Here is a 17,434-nt window from a genome sequence, read left to right as displayed (position 1 = left end):
TATTCAAATAAAACCAATCACACCATAACTGGAGGAAATCAATCATGAAAAAAACAGCAGCCATCTTATCAGCAGCAAGTCTCGCACTCCTTCTCGGCGCATGCAGCGAAGAAGGAGGAGCGGCGGAAGGCCTGACGGAAGTCACGGTCGGCATCAGCGGCTCGGACACGACCGTCTGGGACTACATCGCCGATAAAGCGGAGAAGGAAGGGATCGATCTCGAAGTCGTCACCTTCTCCGACTATGTCGCGCCGAACATCGCGCTCGCCGAAGGGGAACTGGACTTGAACGCGTTCCAGACCATTTCGTACTTCGACGCATTCATGGAAGAACATAATATCGACAATGTCGTGCCGATCGGCTCCACGGTCATCGCGCCGATGGGCCTCTATTCCGATAAATACGAGTCGGTGGAAGAACTGCCGGAAGGCGCCAAGATCGCCGTGCCGAATGAAGCGACGAACATGGGCCGCGCCCTCCTGCTGCTGGACGAAGCGGGACTGATCACACTTTCCGAGGAGGCGGGACTGACGGGGACCGTCGAGCACATCACCGAGAATCCGAAGAACATCGAAATCGTACCGATGGTCGCCGGCCATACACCGCGTGCTATGCCTGATGTCGCGGCGTCCGTCATCAATAACGGCATCGCCGTCGATGCGGGGCTGAACCCGACCGAAGATCCGATCGCCCGTGAAAGCGATACGGCAAAACCGTACATCAACCTGATCGCCGCCCGCGAAGACGAAGCGGATAACGAGGCGTTCCAGACGATCGTCGATATTTATCAGCAGGAAGAAACGGCTGAATTCATCGTGGATTACACCGAGGGTGCGCAAATCCCGACATTTATCCCGGTCGAAGAGCTCGTCGATTATAAATAAACCAAAGGAGGAACCCCCATGACATCCATAGCGGAAACGAAAGGGATCATCGAACAGTCCATTGAAGCAGGACGCGAACTGTACATCCAAACGAGCCAGGAAATCCATGCCCGGCCGGAGATCGGAAATCAGGAAGTTTTTGCGAGCGGCAAACTCACAAAAATTTTGGAAGACGCCGGCTTCACGGTCGAGCGCGGCGTCGCCGGACACGAAACCGCCTTTTTCGCCAGCAAGGACAGCGGTGTGCCGGGACCAGCCATTGCGTACTTGGCGGAATACGACGCGCTGCCGGGCTTGGGTCATGCCTGCGGCCACAACATCATCGGCACGACGAGCGTGGCGGCCGCCATCGCGCTCGCTGAAACGCTGCCTGAGACCGGCGGCCGGGTCGTCGTGCTCGGCACGCCCGCGGAAGAAGGCGGACCGAACGGCAGCGCGAAAGGCAGTTTCGTGAAAGCCGGCCTCCTGGAAGGAATCGACGCCGCCCTCATGGCGCACCCTTCCGGCAGGACAGCCGTCACCGGCCCGTCGCTTGCGGTCGATCCGCTCGACTTCCACTTTTACGGCAAGCCGGCGCATGCGGCAGGCGCTCCGGAAGAAGGCATCAACGCGCTCGACGCGGTCATCCAGCTGTTCAACAGCGTCAATGCGCTGCGCCAGCAGCTGCCGGACGACGCCCGCGTGCACGGCATCATCACCCACGGCGGCGACGCACCGAATATCATTCCGGAATACGCTTCCGCCCGCTTTTTCATCCGGGCGGATTCCTGGAAAAAAGCATCAGCCATTTCAGAACGGATCCAGGCTGCGGCCCAAGGCGCCGCGCTTGCGACAGGCGCTTCCGTCAAGATCGAGCGGTTCCAGAATGAAGTGAAGGATTTCGTCCTGACACCGGCACTCGATGAAGTCGTTCGCGAAGAACTGACGGCTTCCGGTGAGACTGTCGCGCCGGAACGTTCCCAGGGACTCGGGTCGACGGATGCGGGCAACGTCAGCCACGAAGTCCCGACGGCCCACCCGTACATCAAAATCGGACCGGACACCCTCATCGGCCATACCGCCGAATTCCGGGAAGCGGCCAAGTCCCCTGAAGGTGATGAAGCACTGATCCGCGGCGCGGGTGCCCTCGCCCGCACCGGCTACCGGCTCCTGACCGATGCCGCGCTCCTCGAGCAGATCAAAGCGGACCACGCCCGGTCCCGGGCAGCGAAAAACCAGTGATCCGAGCAGGCCCCCTTCCCCCGGGGCCTGTTTTTTAGTGTTGTGGTAAAATAAAACCACTTGTACATAAGGAGGCAATACCTTGAAAGAACAGCTGATCGAGCGGCTCGTCCGCTATGCGAAAATCGATACACAGTCCGACGCGGAAAGCGGCACGACCCCTTCCACGCCCGGCCAGTGGGACTTGCTCCGCGTCCTGGAAGACGAAATGAAAGCCATCGGACTGGAAGACGTCGAAACGGATGCAAACGGGTATTTATTCGCTACATTGCCGGCCAATGCGGAAGGCGAATTCCCGGTCATCGGCTTCCTCGCACACGTCGACACGGCGACCGATTTCACCGGAAAGAACGTCAATCCGCAGCGGGTCGACAGTTACGACGGCGGCGATATCACGCTGAACGATTCCGTCACGCTGTCCCCCGCCGACTTTCCGGACCTAAAAAATTACATCGGCCATACATTGATCACGACGGACGGCACGACCCTCCTCGGTGCGGACAATAAAGCCGGCATCGCAGAAATCATGACAGCGATGGACTACCTCGCCCGGCATCCCGAAGTGAAGCACGGCAAGATCCGTGTCGCCTTCACGCCGGATGAGGAAATCGGGCTCGGGCCGCACAAATTCGACGTCGGCCGGTTTGGTGCCGATTTCGCCTATACGGTCGACGGCGGTCCGCTCGGCGAACTGCAGTACGAAAGCTTCAACGCCGCCGCCGCGAAAGTGACGTTCCGCGGCAAGAGCGTTCACCCCGGCTCCGCGAAAGATAAGATGGTCAACGCCGTCACAGCGGCCGTCAGTTTCCAGCAGCACATGCCGGCAGACGAAGTCCCCGAGAATACGGAGGGCTATGAGGGATTCATCCACTTGAACAGTTTCCACGGCGACGTGGAGCGGACGGTGCTGTCCTACATCATCCGCGATTTCGACCGCGACAAGTTCGAAGCGAAAAAAGCACTCATGCGCGAGACGGTGGAGAAACTGAAAGCGGAATACGGGGACAGCGCCGTCGAACTCCAAATGGAAGACCAGTACTACAATATGCGCGAGAAAATCGAACCGGTCATGGAAATTGTCGATAAAGCCGAACAGGTGCTGAAGGATCTCGGCATCGAGCCGAAGATCATCCCGGTCCGCGGCGGTACGGACGGTTCCCAGCTGTCGTACATGGGACTGCCGACGCCGAACTTGTTCACCGGCGGCGAGAACTTCCACGGCCAATATGAATTCATCTCAGCGGACAACATGGAACAAGCAGCGAAGGCGGTCATCGGCATCGCCGAAGCATTTGCTAAAAAATGAAGCGGAGCGCAAAACGCGCTCCGCTTTCCCTTTTTCAGATAATCTGCTTCCCCCGCTGCGCAAGCGCATAGTAAATGCCGTGCTGCAGTGTCCGGAAACACTGGAACCGGTTGAGCCCGATGCCCGACTGGGCGACAGCTGTCCCGAGCTGCGCCGACACGCCGACGAGAATCGCCGTCGATCCGATCAATGAAGCCGCGGAGCCGATCTTGTCGATCAGGGCGGCCGTCTGCTCCGAGAAGTTATCATTCAGCCCCGTCAAATCGAGCACCAAGTATTCCGCCTTATGCCGCGGCAAATTCTCCAGTGTCTTTGATATCAGTTCTTCCGCCCGGGTCTCGTCATAGTCGCCGAGCAGCGGAACGACGACGATGCCATCCAGCACCGGGATGATCGGCGAAGAAATTTCCTTGATCAGTTCATTCAGCTCTTTTGTCTTCTCCTCCACGGACTGCTCCAGCAGCTGGATCTGTTCCGCTTCCTTCGTCCGGGCCAGCCGGTGGATGTTCTCCTTAACAGTAACATCCGATGGAAAATAACGGACAACCGTGCTGTCATGCCCTTCAATCTGATGGTGCACCGTCTCATACCAGATGTTCTGTTTCATCAGACCGGTGAAAATGCCGGCATAGTGAGCCGGCAGGAAACGCCCGCCTGCCGTCTTTCCCTGTGCAACAGTGATTTTATGTTCCCAGCTGTCCCGCAGGGTCACTTCCGCTGTATTCGCTTCCGTGTCCAGCTTCTGCACGGTGATGACTCCCCAGCCGGCGGATCCATATGTATTCTGGATCAGACCCATTGCTTCCTCCAGCGGAACATGGAGGTTCTTGAAATATTCGCCCACCACGAGTCCCTGCCGGAACCCCGTCGCTTCCAGCACAACCGCTGCGGATTCTTCACCCGCCACTTCCTCAATCGAATCGAAAAATGTCTTCATCGCTGAAGAAATCCAGAACAGCACCGCATCTTCCCCTTCAAACAGAAAGCGGCCATCTTCCGGCTCCCAGGCAAACTGCAGCCCTTCTATATTAATGGATGGATTTTTTTTCATACGGACAACTCCTTGCATCTTGGATCTGTTTCCAATGTACCAATCATTATATCACTTTCTGATTCTTTTGACCTCTGTCTGTTTCGGATATCCGCACGGCGGGAATAAAATCTGGAGACGCGCAAAAAGGAGATGATCGAATGGCACAGAAGGACACACGGCAGCAGGCGATGGATATCCTGAACAACAATGTGATCGGCACGCTGGCCACGGTGAACAACAGCAAGCCCCATTCCCGCTATATGACATTTTTCCATGACGGTTTCACGCTTTACACGGCGACGAGCAAAAAAACACATAAAACCGAAGATGTGGAAGCGAACCCGAACGCACATGTGCTGATCGGCTATGAAGGTGAAGGGTTCGGCGACCAGTATTTAGAGATCGAAGGCAAAATCTCCGAATCGGATGATGAAAACCTGAAGGAAAAAGTATGGAATGACAAACTCGACGGCTGGTTCGACGGTCCGGACGACCCGGATCTCCTGATTCTGAAAATCGACCCTGACCACGTCCGCGTGATGAACACAAAAGGCGAAGAACCGAAAACCGTCGACTTGTAATCAGGACAGCGCCAGGATACAAAAAACGACTCCACCGCGAGTCGTTTTTTTATGTGAGTGAAACACCCGGCTGCAAAATCATCCGGAGCGCTGCCCGGTTTGCCAAAAGATCCGCCAGCGTATACTGCGAAAGGACATCGAGATACGCTTTCAGCGCCTGGGCGAGCACCCCTTTCAGTCCGCAGACAGGTGCGATCGGACATGTGTTTCCTTCAGCACTGAAGCACTCCACCAGATGGAAATCATCCTCCATCCGCTTCACGACCGCCCCGATGTTGATCTCCTCCGGAGGAAGCGCCAGCCGGATTCCGCCGCCCCTTCCCCTCACCGTTTCAATAAACCCCGCTTTCCCGAGTTCATGCGACACCTTCATCAAATGGTTCTTCGATATTTGATATGCTTCCGAAATTTCCTTGATCGTCGACAGCTCTTCCTGTTCTTTCGCTCCGAGATACAGCAGGATCCGCAAGGAAAAATCGGTATACATCGTCAGTCTCATTCGGTTCACCTTCCTGAATCGCATTATAACATAAGGGGATTCCCTAGTCTTTTCAGGGATTGTGACGGTTCTGTTAAAGTGGTATTCAAAATATATCTTTTATTCGTCATCAGGTATATAGTGGACTTGTACAAAACAAAAGGAGCGATTTACATGCTGTCACAAGAAACGAGAGAAATCGTCAAAGCCACCGCCCCGGTCCTTGCGGAACACGGGACGAAAATCACGAGTGAATTCTATAAGACCATGTTCGAGGCCCATCCGGAGCTTCTGAACATTTTCAATCACGCCAACCAGTCCCAGGGCCGCCAGCAGGCCGCTCTCGCGAATACGGTCTACGCGGCTGCTGTCCATATCGATAACCTGGAAAACATCCTTCCGGCTGTCGTGCAGATTGCGCACAAGCACGTCAGCCTCGGCATAAAACCGGAACATTACCCGATTGTCGGCGAATATTTACTGAAAGCGATCAAGACTGTCCTTGGCGACGCAGCCACTGATGACATCATCAACGCGTGGGGTGAAGCGTATGGCGTCATCGCGGACGCTTTCATCGGCGTGGAAGCGAACATGTATGAGCAGACGGAAGAAAAAGAGAATGGCTGGAAATTCTTTAAGGACTTCACCGTCGCCCGCAAAGTGAAGGAAAGCGACATCATCACATCGTTTTACCTGAAACCGGCAGACGGTTTGGATGTCCCTGAATACAAGGCCGGCCAGTACATTTCCGTCCGTCTGAATATCCCGGGACAGGAATATACCCACATCCGCCAGTACAGCCTTTCGCAAGCTTCCCGCCCGGACGAATTCCGCATTTCCGTCAAGCGCGAAGCGGATAACGATCCGAACGGCGTCGTCTCCGTCCACCTGCATGAATCGGTCAATGAAGGAGATACCATCGAAGTGAGCGCACCGGCCGGCGAATTCGTCCTTGATGAATCGAAAACAACGCCTGTCGCCTTCATCTCCGGCGGCGTCGGGATCACACCGATGATGAGTATGTTCGAAACGGTGGCTACGAAAACGCCTGACCGCCCGACCGTCTTCCTTCATGGCGCCCGCAATGAAGCGATCGCCGCCTTCCAGGATGACGTATCCCGCCTGGCGGACGGCATGCCGAATGTCATGTACCAGGCATTCTATTCAGATCAGCCGAACGGCTTCATCACACGGGATGTCCTCGAACGCCTGATCGAAGCAGACAGCGACATCTACGTCTGCGGACCGGTCCCGTTCATGGAAGCGATGATCCGCGAACTGCAGGCGATCGGCTTTGGCGAAGAGCAGATCCACTATGAATTCTTCGGTCCATCCGTCCAGCTCCAGCTGGCTTAATAAAAGAATGAACGACAAACGAAACGCCCCGCGGCTCGCGGGGCGTTTTTGTTGTGCATGCCGTTGTTTCATTCGCGTGACTCAGTGCCTCATTCGCGTAATTCAGCGCTCCATTCGTGTAATTCACTGGTATGCTAGAGAAAGAAAGGAGTGTTTTTGATGGAAATCCCCTTCTCCCTGAAACACCGGCTTGCCAATCAGTCCGTCATCACCGGCACGGCACCGGAATACCCTCTCGCCGGCATACCCGATATGATAAACGAACTGAAGGACTGGTGCGGCGCGAAGAATGACGGCGTGGCGGTCTCCTATTTTTTCCGGCAGTATGCACTGTTCATTTCTTCCCAGTTCGAACTCATCACTCAGGACGGTTGCTATTTCAGCGGCCCGTGGCAGGACCTTCAGTTCGGCCGTGTACAAAAATTCGGTTACCCGCTGCTCGAGACGCACGCAGACCCGGCGCTTTATATACCGATTGACACGGACAAGCGCTTCGAGGCATTCCGCCATGTTTTATTGGAACAGATGGAAGCTCTGATCCAGGCTTTCCGGACGCACGTGAAAATATCGCCGGTCATCTTGTGGGAAAACGTGCTCGGCTCGGTGCTCTGGTTCTACGCAAACCTGGAAAAGCGGAATCCCCGGCGGGCTGCAGAAGATTTGGAATGGCTGACGGACGCACGGAATTGGCAGCCGATCCGGAAGTCGTATGTCCACAGCCTTCTCGGAAATTCCACGCTCGAACAGGCAGTCACCCGGCCGCTCAGAAAAACGTGCTGTCTTTACAAAGAGCTCCCCGACTTTGCCGTTTGCACGTTCTGCCCAGCTGTGAAGTGACAATCACCACGGGAAGAATACACCGGCCAAATCGGTCAGATGATCCGCTTCTCGGGCAGCCTGGCTCCCTTCCATATACGCCGGCAAATCACTGAACCGGTGGATCAGCAGAAGCGCCATCAGCTCGCGGCGCAGCCTGTCCGTAAGCGTCAGTCCATATGCTTCAAGAAAAGCGGCCGTCAGCCCTTCTTCCATATGGAAGTTGAATAAAATCGGCCCAAGCAGATCGTACTTCGGATTCCCGATGAAACAGTCGGCAAAATCGATCAGCCCGGAAATCCGCCAGCCGTCCGCCCCTTCTTTCATCAGGAGATTGAACGGGGTGTATTCACCGGTCAACAGGACATGCCGCTTGGATGACAAATCCGCCGCTTCCAAATACGCCGGCATTTCAGCCACCAAGTGTTCCGGTACGCCGGCTGCCCGATGGTGAGCAGCCAGCCGGTCTTTCTGTTTTCGGATGAACTTTTCCCATTCATCAGGCAGCGGACCGGCGGCAGACGCATCCAGCCGGTGGACAGCGCGGATGAGCTTCCCCAAATCCGTCGCATATTGAAGCTTTTCCTGCCGGTCCAGTCGTTCCCACCGTTCGATCGCCAGTTCCCCTTCCACAAATGACATCAGCAAATACGGCCAGCCTTCGAATTCACTGGAGCGGAGGAGTTCAGGCGTCTCCGCCGGCACGTTCGCCCAGCCGAGCAGTTCGAGGACCGCTTTCTCCGCCCGGAACCCGTCTTCATGGAACGGCGGAAACAGTTTCAGTACTGTGGATCCGCCGGCTTTATAGACGATATTCGCACCGAGCGAAAACCGGGCCGCCGCCTCATCCGGAATGCCTTCCTTCATCAGGATCATCTTCACCGCTTTGTCCCACGTCTCTTTCGGAACCGTGCTGTAATTGCTGTATGTGATACCTTCAAGCATCTCCTCACTCCTTTCTTTCATTCTACCTGAGCCAGCCTCCACTGTCAGACCGAAAAAAGCCCCGGCAATCCCAGCCGGGGCTTCCTTCCTCAGTTATCGAATACTTCGAAGAGCACTTTTTTCGCCACTGCGTTATTCAAGTTTTTATACTTCGTGCTGTCCGGTTTTCCGCGGAGCGATTCGGCAAAGGTGTTGGCGGATTCCGTTTCACCGATGATATGGATCTCCTTCCAGCCGCGGCCATTTTTCATATCCTCGACTTTCGAAGCGATTTCCTTGTAGAACCGGTTCAAGTTCTCCCTCATGCGCGCGTCCAGTTCCGGCAAGCGGTTGTTGCTGCCGCTGGTCGAAGTATTTCCTTTCCGTTCATGCCATACATCGATCCCATGGTCGAATTCGTAATAGACTTCCTCCCGGACCGTTCCGAGTTCCGTATCGAGCAGCCGGATTTCCGCATAGCTCGGCAGCACGACGGCGGAGGAAGGATAGGCTTTCAGCAGTTTTTCGAACTGCTCCGTCATCGGCCGGTCTTCCCAATAGAATTCGCTTTCCACCGGTACTTGGACATAATGGACGGACCAAAGATTCTCGTGAGGAGAGGCGAAAAGGATCACCCCTTTATGAAGGTCACTCTGGTGATCCTCGATCTCTTTCAGTACACGCTCTTTCATTTTTTTGAACGCTTTCAATTCCTTGTCATCCTTTGAGGCGGCCAAATACTGATCGAGCCGTTTCAGCCCGGATTTCAGTTCGATTTTCCAAGCCCCATTCTGATGATCACGGTCTGCAGGATCGGTGTTGAGGTAAACAGTCAGTACACAGCGGTCGTCACAGCGGAAGTCTTTCAGCTCCTGCAGTTTTTCGTACAATGTCATACAGTCCTCATCCTCCTTATTTACCTGATAACCCAAGCCTAATTCATCGGACAGCTTTGCGCAAGTATTCAGACAACGATCTTGTTTAAATCATACGGAGGTCCGGGTAAACAGTAAAAAGGAACAAGTTGTTACGAATCTTTTGTAAGAGGAGGAATTAAAAATGGAAAATATGGACAAACGCGTACAAGAAGAACTGAAAAACGTCAACAAGGAAAAGAAAGAGGAAATCCTGGAGAACTTCGAACACTTTAAACAGTATTTGGGCGGAAAAGTGGAACTCGGTGAGAAAATGGGTATGAGCGAAGAGCGTCTTGCCCATCTGGCTACGAAAGTCGCTGACTACCTGGCGAAAAAAGAGGAGCCGCGCAACCGTGAAGAGCACTTGCTGCAGGAACTGTGGAAAGTCGGTAAAAAAGACGAACAGCACATGCTCGCGCATATGCTTGTCCGCATGGTGAAACAGGATTCGAAGTGATCAGCAAAATACACACCTCTTGTTCAGCTCCGGCTCACGCTGGAGCCGGACAATAAAAATGGCCATCCCTCAGTGGGATGGCCGTTTTTCATATCCAGCGAACATCAGCAAATACACGAAGCCGCTGATGACCGACAAAATCGCCAGGATGGCGAATGTCCAGCCGAACCCGATCCAAGCGGTCATCGGGATGGACAGCGGCGCGATCATCCGGCCGATCGTGTACCGGAGGCTCGCCGCGGCAAAGTACTGTCCGCGCATGTGCTCGGGTGCCAGTTTCGAAATGAAGCTCTGCTGGAGCCCGGCGGTCATCAATTCACCGAGCGTGAAAATCGCCATAGCGGCGACGAAGATCCAGAACAGATCCGTTACCGGGAATATGAGCATGGCAACCGCGTAAAGAAGGGCGGATGTGAAGAATACCCATTTTTCCGGGAATTTCACGACAAATCGGGTGATGATGACCGTCGTCAGTGCGACAAGCAGCCCATTCTCTGAGAGCAGGTAGCCGAATGCCTCTTCCCCTGTGACCGTCCACGTGGTACCGAAGAATGTGCCAATCGCCTGGACCTCGATCGCTTCCTGCAAGTAGACAGGAAACAGGAGATCCAGCTGCATGAATGTCTGCGCGCCAAGAATCCCCGCGGCGACGAACAGCAAAAAGAGCCGGTCATTCAAAATGACGCGGTATTCCTTCAGCTGCTTGGCGACCGCTCGGGTCCACCCCTTTTCCGGATCGGTGGCGAGCTCGTCCGGCGAAGCGAATTTCAACGTCTCGTTCGCCAGGAACCGCAGGGCGGCGGCGAGCGCGAAAAAGATCACCGCGATGGCCAGCAGCAGTTCGAACCGATACGAGAAGAACAGCGCGGCACCCGCAATCGGTCCGATGACGACTGAGATATTGATGGCTGTATAGAAAATGGCGAACACATCGCTCCGGTGTTCTTCCGGCACGACGTCCGCCACCATCGCCTGGCTCGCCGGCCAGTACAGCGACCCGCACATGCCGGCCAGTGTAAAGGCTGCGAATCCCAGGATCGGCGAATCGAGCCAAGGCGAATTGGCTAAAGCAAAAATAAAAAAGGACACGCCCTGTCCCACGGAAGCGAACACGAGCATCGTCCGCCGGCCGAACCGGTCAGCGCAGTACCCGCCGACGAGGTTGGCCGCCACTGAAAACACTTGCGACAGCACGAGCAGCACGCCCGCCGTCGTCTTGCCGAATTCCTCAGCAAAATAAATCGCTAAAAACGGAAACACCATCCAAAAACTGGTGTTCACAAAAAGCTCGCCGATCAGTCGGACTTTCAGACTGCGGTCCCAATCTCTGATTCTCATCCTTTTCCCTCACGTGCTGCCCTGCGGAACAGGGCAACGTTTCTCTATTTCTGTTATTCTGCCTTTTCGAGCAGTTTATGGCTGAGGCAGATCTCGATGGAGAACTCCTTCAGCTGCTTGCCGAACTGCACCCAAATGCGGTCGGCCGTCCGTTCCGTGATTTCACCGGGGCCGAATACGCGGTGCCGGATATGCGTCCCTTCCTTCAGCATCTCCGCATCCCGGATGGCATTCGGGTTCCGCGGGATTTTCACTCCCGCCGGCACAGCTGCCGGCACTGCCGCCGCTGCTGTTTCCCGACGCCGGGCAGCGGGCGCCTCTTTCCGTTCTGCCAGCTCACGGACTTCCGCTGTAAACTGGGATTCGCCATCGAACCCGAGCAGCTCCAGATGCGTTTTCGCCCGGGTCATGCCGACATAGTAAAGACGCCGCGCCTCTTCCAGAAGATCCGGGTTCTCGGTGTCTTCTTCGGCCGGAATGACCCCTTGGTTCAAGTCGATCATGTAGACACGTTCGAACTCCAGTCCTTTCGCGCTGTGGAAAGTGGACAGCGTCAGCATATCGTCCGTTTTCTCATGTTTCGCATCCTGTGTGGCTTCTTCCAGCTCTTTCAGCCGTTTCGCGAAATCGGTCATGGTCGGGAGCGGGGCGGCGATCTGCTCCAATGTCGACAGGATGCCTGTCAGGTAATTGAGGCGCATGCCGAACTTCTCCGCCCGGCTGGTGAGCATCTGGTCGTACCCAAGCTCTTTCCGGATCGTCTTGATCGCTTTCGATGGCTTCATATCCCGCATGGAATCGAACCACTTTTTCTGCTGTTCCACGATTTTCAGCTGGTAATCCTTCATGGTCACACTGCGTGTGATCTCATCCAAACCATGCCGCGCGCCTGGCTTCACCCGGTTCATCGCCTTCAGCTGGCCGGCGTTCCAGTACGCATTCGTTTTTGCGGCGATTTTCGAATAAATATCCGCCCGCTCCGGCTTCAAGCTAAACCGCATAAAATTCAGCATGTCCTCGACAATCCAATGAGAGAAAAACCGGTTATCCGCGTCTTTCATATAAAACGGGATGCCGAGCCGGTTCAGCTCGCTCATGAGCAGCGTCGACGATGAATTATTGCGGTACAGAATCGCCGTATCCCCGTAATGGTCCGCCTTTTTCAGTTCCTTCAATAAATACTGAAGCTGCCCTTCCTCCGACGAGAACCGCCGGATGACGATCGGCTCGCCCGCTTCCCGCTCTGTGAACATGTTTTTATCGTGCCGTTTTTTATTCGCCTTGATGAACCGGTTGGCGGTGTCCACGATCATTCCCGCCGACCGGTAATTGCGCTCCATTTTCATAATGTACGCGTCCGGATAAACGGTCTTGAATTGGAGCAGATAGGCCGGTTCTGCCGCCCGCCACGTGTAGATCGACTGATCGTCATCCGCCACGACGCACAAGTTGCGATGGCGTGCCGTCAGTTTTTCGACGATGGCGTGCTGCACGAGCGATGTGTCCTGGCTTTCGTCCGTCAGGATATAGTCCCACTCGCCCTGGTATTTGACCAGCAGTTTTCCGTTCCGTTCAAGCGCTTCATTGGCAAGCGTCAGCATGTCGTCAAAATCGACGAGCCGGGTGTCGTAGTTCTCCTTGAACGCTTCATATGTACGGAGGATTTCCGGTGCACCTTCGAAGGGCCCCTTCAGTTTCCGCCACTTTTCCTTCGGAAGCATCTTATTTTTCACGAACGAAATGAACGACATCAGTTCTTCCAGCTGATCTTCCGTAATCGGTTCATCCATCTCCGTCTGGTACATTTCCTTCAGGAGCTGGCGTTTGTTCATTCCTTTGTTCGCGCTGCCTTCGATCATGAGGTAAGGGCTGCCGGCAAAATATTCCCGGACAATCCGGAACGCCAGGCTGTGGATGGTCGAAAAATCGACCGGCGGCAAGTCCGGAAAGAACTTCTTGAAGCGCTCCGCCATGTCCTTCGCTGAAGCCCGGCTGAATGTAATCGCCTTGATCCGTGCGGGATCCGCCCCCTTTTCTTCAATCAGGTAACCGATCCGCATAATCATCGTCGTCGTTTTTCCAGAACCCGGACAGGCAAGCAGCAGTAACGGCCCTTCTGTCCGCTCCACCGCCTTGCGCTGGATTTTGTTCAGGTTCACTCCGAACTCCTGCTGTTTGCGCTGAAAAAAATTCGTCATTCCCGACTGCTCCTTACTCGAATTCGTTCTGTCCATTCTACCACAAGAAAAGTGCCCGCGTTCACTCAAAAAAGCGCATCTTTCCCGGAAGCCGGGAAAAGCCCGGTCTCCGCGAAAAGGGCGGGACCGGGCAAACCTCATTTTTCCTGTTCATAGTCTTCGTCATCAAGGCGGAGCATGGTCTCTGAACTTTCAGGATCCCTGCCGCCCCCCTCTTTTTCCAGCTTCTCTTTCTGCAGCTCCGCTTTCCTTTCCTCGGACAGTGCGTACGACGGGCCGCTCGGCGAATCATCATCGCCGAAATGTCTGTCCAGGAGCACGTTCGGCTTTCCTGCCCTGTCTTCATGATTGGCCGGGTTCCCGAGGATCCTGGCCACCCGGCCTACCTGGCCGTCCTGCAGCCGGACTTTTATGCCATGCGGATGTGTCGCGGACTTGGTGAGCAGGTCCTTTACAATCCCCCGCGTTGTCCGGCCGGTCCGCTGATCTTTCTTCAGGATGATCTCCACTTCCAGTCCCGGCCTGACGTCACTTCGTTTTTTGCCGTCCATGAATCCGCCTCCATTCCAATTCCTTTCTTCTAATTTACCACAGAAAGCGGGCACAAAAAAAGACGGGGTTTCCCCCGTCCGGCTAGCCGCTGCTTTACAGCCGGCCTTTGTCGTCCCGGTCGAACCGGTCCGCTTCGTTGACTTCCACGTCTTCTTCGATGTCCGCTTCTTCATGACGGACTGTTTCATCGATTTTTTCAGTATCTTTGACTTTGCGTTTGCCAACGACGATTTCTTCCGCGACGACGTCTTTCTTGTTCACTTCCACGCGCTCTTCTTTGAGCGGGATATGGATTTCTTCATTGTCATCGTACGCGCGGTCGTTCAAGCCGACTTCGTCAGTTGTTTCCTCATTGACCGGACGGCGTTCCACGACGACTTCTTCCCGTTCAACCGGCACTTCAACCGTCTGGTGTTCTTCGACGGTGTGTTTGCCGACGTTCACTTCACCTGTCTGTACTTCTTCTTTATTGACATTCAGACGCTCTTCGTGAAGGCGAAGGCGCTCTTCGTCCGTTTCCTCAACGCGGCCTGTCCGGTCCGCATCCAAAATCGGTTCTGTGCGTTCTCTGTCTTCACGTCCCACGAATTCATCAGCTCCTTCTGTTTTATATCCGCCGTCGATGCGGCCTGTATCAAGACGATCATCGTTTTCCACAAGATTGCGGTTCGTGTTATAAGCCGTGTCGTTCGATTCGTTCGTATCCACGGTAAGGCCCGGTGACGCAACTGCCGCGTCATCCACATAGGCATGGTGGTCTTCGTAGTGGTCGCCATAATCACGGTCGACATAAAGCAGGATTTTCCCGCTTTTCACTTCGTTGTAATAGCGGTCCGCTTCACCGGCATCCAAGCCCATTTTGTCAAATGCACCGCGTGTCGGCGTCTCGCCGGAAAGGAAATTCATGAACTTATCCATCCAGCTGTCGTGCGAAGCCTCGACGTCCACATCCGTCCGTCCGCGGACCATAGAAATCTGGTTTTCATCGCTGGACATGACGTACATGTCATTTTCCGCGTAGCCCTGCTGTTTCAGTTCTTCGATTTTGCGGAGCACTTCCGTTTCCGTGTCGAATGTTCCGATGAATTTGTTATCGTAGTTTTTCATTTTTGATTCCTCCGTTTCCTTTAGATTTTCCAATATCGTGTTCTACAATGAATTTACCCGTGTCATGTTTTTTAAAACCCGTGGATTTTTACAGTTCCGTAACAGCCCGCCAAAAAAGCCGCCCCGGCAAGCGGGACGGCGATCTTCTTTCAACCCTTACATATAGTGAAGAACTCACTTAAGAGGGATAATCAAAGCGAGTTATACCATTTTTTGGCTGCCGCCACTTCCGACATGGTCAGCTGGTGGCCTTGGTTTTCCCAATGGAGTTCGACTTCCGCGCCGGCCCCTTCCAGGAGCGATTTCAAGTCCTCGGATTCCTTGGCCGTGCAGAGCGGGTCGTTCGTACCGGCACCGATGAACACCGGGACACCGGTCAAATCAGGCAGTTCCATATCCCGCACCGGCACCATCGGATGGTGGAGAATCGCGCCCCGGAGCGCATCCGCGTAGTGGAACAGCAAACTGCCGGCGATGTTCGCGCCATTCGAGTAGCCGACAGCGATGACGTTCGACCGGTCGAATTTATATTCCTTCGAGGCATCGTGAATAAATTCGTGCAATTCTTCCGTCCGGAGCTTCAAATCTTCAATATCGAAAACCCCTTCAGACAGTCTTCTGAAAAAGCGCGGCATCCCGTTCTCCGAAACGTTCCCCCGCACACTCAGAATGGACGCTTTCGGGTCGATCTCTTCACCAAGCCCCATCAGATCGTGTTCTGTACCGCCTGTTCCGTGGAGCAGCAGCAGTGTCGGCCGGCTTCCATCCGCCCCTTTTTTAAAAAGATGCTTCATTTTGGCCTGTCCCCTTTCCGGTCTGTTATCTCGAATTAAGAATAATTGTAGCAAACTCAGAAAGAATGTCCAGTCACGAAGCCGAATCAATTATATAGGACCTGCTGGAGCCAAAAATGCTTTTTACTGACTTTTTGTCGTTCTTTAATTACATTTTCAATATATCGTCGATGAATCCGCTTTTTGCATCCGTGTAAGCACTTCGGTTTCCGGCTGTTTCTGCCAGCCGTTTTTTAAGTCCTATATTCTTTCACCGCTTCTGGGTTACTTCTCATAAATTATCTGAACACTTAATGATCTATTCCCCTACTAAAACAGATTAAGCACCCATTTCAGGATAATGAAAAAATACAACAGCAGCAGCCCATCAAGCAGCAGCACGTTCCATAATTTCAAACCAGAATGTTTATTCTTCAGCACCATGATAGAAAACGCGACTGGCATGAGCGTGACGAAGATCAGGTTAATCCAAAACAACTGAAAGTCGTTGATAGGTGTCGTCACGAGTGCCAGTGGGACAAGACCCAGTGACAATGTAATGGCTTTATCTCCGATAACACTTGTGCTCCCCGCTGTCGTTTGACCGCTGCCGACGATTTTCCAGGTCTTAAATACTTCCGGCGCTGTACTTAAGGTTCCCGTAATGAAAATACCACCGATAATCTGAGAGATGCCGATGGCGGAAATGACATTTTCAGCAGCTGTAACGGTAAAGTAGGCACCCGCAATCAGTGCCCCTGCACCAAGTGCAGCCAGTTTGATTTGCTTTTTACTCCACTTCACGTCTTCCCCTTCTTTTCTTCCGCGCCAAAGAGCTTGGGCAAGAAACAGGAAGAACACACCAAGTATGATCCAGCCATCAATCGGCTGAAGCCCTCGCCAGTCCGGAGGCATGGTCAATAGGGCAACGATGGCAATAATCCCGATGTAAGGCAGCGCCAAAACGGTTGCAGCCCGCTTGGATAATGACAATAAATGCTCCTGCAGGTGCTTCTGGTGTTTCCGTTCCAGTTCCTTTCGGTCTTCGTCACTTCCGCTCCCACCGAATTTTTTGCGGGAAGCCGCATACGCCACTGTCATAATCAACGGAATCGCGATGATATTGGATCCGAGCAGCGTGCCGAGACCAATATCGCCCGAGTTCCGGATGGCGCTGACTGTACTGATTCCTACTTCAGGACTGGCGGTTAGAATAGCCAAAAGGCTGGCTCCGGCTACTTGTGTAATGCCCCATTGCCTGCGGACCTTTTTTAATGGTTCCACCATTTGGTCAGCACCCCATTTAGCTGCCCAAATCGCCGCAACCATGACGATCCCACAAATCCATGGACTCATCGCTCTCCCCCCTACCTGTCTCGTTTGTTTCTGCTTCACCCTATTTTTTGGAGGGTATTTATCGTTGAAGTTATTTTTGCTGCAAATCAAACTTGGAAGGTGAATCCTTTTTGTCATCCTAAAAGGGAGAGCGATAT

The 17,434-nt window shown here is 54.0% G+C and carries 16 protein-coding genes and 1 pseudogene; 7 read left to right on the top strand and 10 right to left on the bottom strand.

What is annotated here, in order from left to right:
• Positions 1-44: 44 nt before the first annotated feature.
• From CCE92_RS13160 to pepT, 3 genes are all read left to right on the top strand, one after another.
• Positions 45-884, top strand: coding sequence for a MetQ/NlpA family ABC transporter substrate-binding protein (locus tag CCE92_RS13160; protein ID WP_088008611.1), 840 nt, complete (start codon positions 45-47; stop codon positions 882-884).
• 18 nt (positions 885-902) lie between these two features.
• The gene (locus CCE92_RS13155; protein ID WP_088008610.1) at positions 903-2,105 is read left to right on the top strand and encodes a M20 family metallopeptidase; all 1,203 of its coding nucleotides are present in this window, start codon (positions 903-905) and stop codon (positions 2,103-2,105) included.
• 82 nt (positions 2,106-2,187) lie between these two features.
• Positions 2,188-3,411: a peptidase T gene (gene pepT, locus CCE92_RS13150; RefSeq protein ID WP_088008609.1), complete on the top strand. Its 1,224-nt coding sequence runs from the start codon at positions 2,188-2,190 to the stop codon at positions 3,409-3,411.
• A 34-nt stretch (positions 3,412-3,445) separates the two neighbouring features.
• Here the strand turns inward: pepT and CCE92_RS13145 are convergent, their stop codons facing one another.
• Positions 3,446-4,462 (bottom strand): STAS domain-containing protein, encoded by a 1,017-nt coding sequence (locus tag CCE92_RS13145; protein WP_088008608.1) that lies wholly within the window; start codon positions 4,460-4,462, stop codon positions 3,446-3,448.
• A 140-nt stretch (positions 4,463-4,602) separates the two neighbouring features.
• On the opposite strand from CCE92_RS13145, the gene CCE92_RS13140 reads away from it, so the two are divergent.
• The gene (locus CCE92_RS13140) at positions 4,603-5,025 is read left to right on the top strand and encodes a pyridoxamine 5'-phosphate oxidase family protein (protein ID WP_088008606.1); all 423 of its coding nucleotides are present in this window, start codon (positions 4,603-4,605) and stop codon (positions 5,023-5,025) included.
• A gap of 49 nt (positions 5,026-5,074) precedes the next feature.
• Here the strand turns inward: CCE92_RS13140 and CCE92_RS13135 are convergent, their stop codons facing one another.
• On the bottom strand, positions 5,075-5,524 hold the full coding sequence (locus tag CCE92_RS13135; RefSeq protein WP_088008604.1) for an RrF2 family transcriptional regulator: 450 nt from the start codon (positions 5,522-5,524) through the stop codon (positions 5,075-5,077).
• Between the two features lie 153 nt (positions 5,525-5,677).
• Here CCE92_RS13135 and hmpA point away from each other — a divergent pair, with 153 nt between their 5' ends.
• Positions 5,678-6,859: an NO-inducible flavohemoprotein gene (hmpA, locus tag CCE92_RS13130; RefSeq protein WP_088008602.1), complete on the top strand. Its 1,182-nt coding sequence runs from the start codon at positions 5,678-5,680 to the stop codon at positions 6,857-6,859.
• Between the two features lie 159 nt (positions 6,860-7,018).
• Positions 7,019-7,696, top strand: coding sequence for an IucA/IucC family C-terminal-domain containing protein (locus CCE92_RS13125; protein ID WP_088008600.1), 678 nt, complete (start codon positions 7,019-7,021; stop codon positions 7,694-7,696).
• A 3-nt stretch (positions 7,697-7,699) separates the two neighbouring features.
• On the opposite strand, the gene CCE92_RS13120 is transcribed toward CCE92_RS13125, so the two are convergent.
• Complete coding sequence (locus CCE92_RS13120; RefSeq protein ID WP_162287878.1) at positions 7,700-8,620, bottom strand: phosphotransferase family protein; 921 nt, start codon at positions 8,618-8,620, stop codon at positions 7,700-7,702.
• A gap of 89 nt (positions 8,621-8,709) precedes the next feature.
• Positions 8,710-9,495: a VLRF1 family aeRF1-type release factor gene (locus CCE92_RS13115; protein ID WP_088008596.1), complete on the bottom strand. Its 786-nt coding sequence runs from the start codon at positions 9,493-9,495 to the stop codon at positions 8,710-8,712.
• A gap of 163 nt (positions 9,496-9,658) precedes the next feature.
• Here CCE92_RS13115 and CCE92_RS13110 point away from each other — a divergent pair, with 163 nt between their 5' ends.
• Positions 9,659-9,973: a DUF3243 domain-containing protein gene (locus tag CCE92_RS13110; RefSeq protein WP_088008594.1), complete on the top strand. Its 315-nt coding sequence runs from the start codon at positions 9,659-9,661 to the stop codon at positions 9,971-9,973.
• A gap of 69 nt (positions 9,974-10,042) precedes the next feature.
• Here the strand turns inward: CCE92_RS13110 and CCE92_RS13105 are convergent, their stop codons facing one another.
• The 6 genes and pseudogenes from CCE92_RS13105 to CCE92_RS13080 form a co-directional block, all read right to left on the bottom strand.
• Positions 10,043-11,311 (bottom strand): MDR family MFS transporter, encoded by a 1,269-nt coding sequence (locus CCE92_RS13105; RefSeq protein ID WP_088008593.1) that lies wholly within the window; start codon positions 11,309-11,311, stop codon positions 10,043-10,045.
• 53 nt (positions 11,312-11,364) lie between these two features.
• Entirely contained in the window at positions 11,365-13,509 is a 2,145-nt protein-coding gene (locus tag CCE92_RS13100) for an ATP-dependent helicase (protein WP_088008591.1), read from the bottom strand.
• A 362-nt stretch (positions 13,510-13,871) separates the two neighbouring features.
• Positions 13,872-14,060, bottom strand: a pseudogene (locus tag CCE92_RS13095) (YwbE family protein); the annotation flags it as partial.
• A gap of 94 nt (positions 14,061-14,154) precedes the next feature.
• Positions 14,155-15,168, bottom strand: coding sequence for a YsnF/AvaK domain-containing protein (locus tag CCE92_RS13090; protein ID WP_088008589.1), 1,014 nt, complete (start codon positions 15,166-15,168; stop codon positions 14,155-14,157).
• A gap of 191 nt (positions 15,169-15,359) precedes the next feature.
• Positions 15,360-15,962, bottom strand: a complete 603-nt coding sequence (locus CCE92_RS13085) for an alpha/beta hydrolase (RefSeq protein ID WP_088008587.1) — start codon at positions 15,960-15,962, stop codon at positions 15,360-15,362.
• 309 nt (positions 15,963-16,271) lie between these two features.
• Complete coding sequence (locus tag CCE92_RS13080; protein ID WP_088008585.1) at positions 16,272-17,297, bottom strand: calcium:cation antiporter family protein; 1,026 nt, start codon at positions 17,295-17,297, stop codon at positions 16,272-16,274.
• Between the last annotated feature and the right edge of the window lie 137 nt (positions 17,298-17,434).

This window comes from Indiicoccus explosivorum, from assembly GCF_002167005.1.
Lineage (GTDB): Bacteria > Bacillota > Bacilli > Bacillales_A > Planococcaceae > Indiicoccus > Indiicoccus explosivorum.
Note: the sequence above shows the minus strand (reverse complement) of the source record. Positions and strands in the feature narration are given on the sequence as shown.

Bases quoted from the DNA above. Each gene is read 5' to 3' on its own strand.
- CCE92_RS13160 (WP_088008611.1), top strand. From the start codon at position 45: ATGAAAAAAACAGCAGCCATCTTATCAGCAGCAAGTCTCGCACTCCTT.
- CCE92_RS13155 (WP_088008610.1), top strand. From the start codon at position 903: ATGACATCCATAGCGGAAACGAAAGGGATCATCGAACAGTCCATTGAA.
- CCE92_RS13145 (WP_088008608.1), bottom strand. From the start codon at position 4,462: ATGAAAAAAAATCCATCCATTAATATAGAAGGGCTGCAGTTTGCCTGG.
- CCE92_RS13140 (WP_088008606.1), top strand. From the start codon at position 4,603: ATGGCACAGAAGGACACACGGCAGCAGGCGATGGATATCCTGAACAAC.
- CCE92_RS13135 (WP_088008604.1), bottom strand. From the start codon at position 5,524: ATGAGACTGACGATGTATACCGATTTTTCCTTGCGGATCCTGCTGTAT.
- hmpA (WP_088008602.1), top strand. From the start codon at position 5,678: ATGCTGTCACAAGAAACGAGAGAAATCGTCAAAGCCACCGCCCCGGTC.
- CCE92_RS13125 (WP_088008600.1), top strand. From the start codon at position 7,019: ATGGAAATCCCCTTCTCCCTGAAACACCGGCTTGCCAATCAGTCCGTC.
- CCE92_RS13120 (WP_162287878.1), bottom strand. From the start codon at position 8,620: ATGCTTGAAGGTATCACATACAGCAATTACAGCACGGTTCCGAAAGAG.
- CCE92_RS13115 (WP_088008596.1), bottom strand. From the start codon at position 9,495: ATGACATTGTACGAAAAACTGCAGGAGCTGAAAGACTTCCGCTGTGAC.
- CCE92_RS13110 (WP_088008594.1), top strand. From the start codon at position 9,659: ATGGAAAATATGGACAAACGCGTACAAGAAGAACTGAAAAACGTCAAC.
- CCE92_RS13105 (WP_088008593.1), bottom strand. From the start codon at position 11,311: ATGAGAATCAGAGATTGGGACCGCAGTCTGAAAGTCCGACTGATCGGC.
- CCE92_RS13100 (WP_088008591.1), bottom strand. From the start codon at position 13,509: ATGACGAATTTTTTTCAGCGCAAACAGCAGGAGTTCGGAGTGAACCTG.
- CCE92_RS13090 (WP_088008589.1), bottom strand. From the start codon at position 15,168: ATGAAAAACTACGATAACAAATTCATCGGAACATTCGACACGGAAACG.
- CCE92_RS13085 (WP_088008587.1), bottom strand. From the start codon at position 15,962: ATGAAGCATCTTTTTAAAAAAGGGGCGGATGGAAGCCGGCCGACACTG.
- CCE92_RS13080 (WP_088008585.1), bottom strand. From the start codon at position 17,297: ATGAGTCCATGGATTTGTGGGATCGTCATGGTTGCGGCGATTTGGGCA.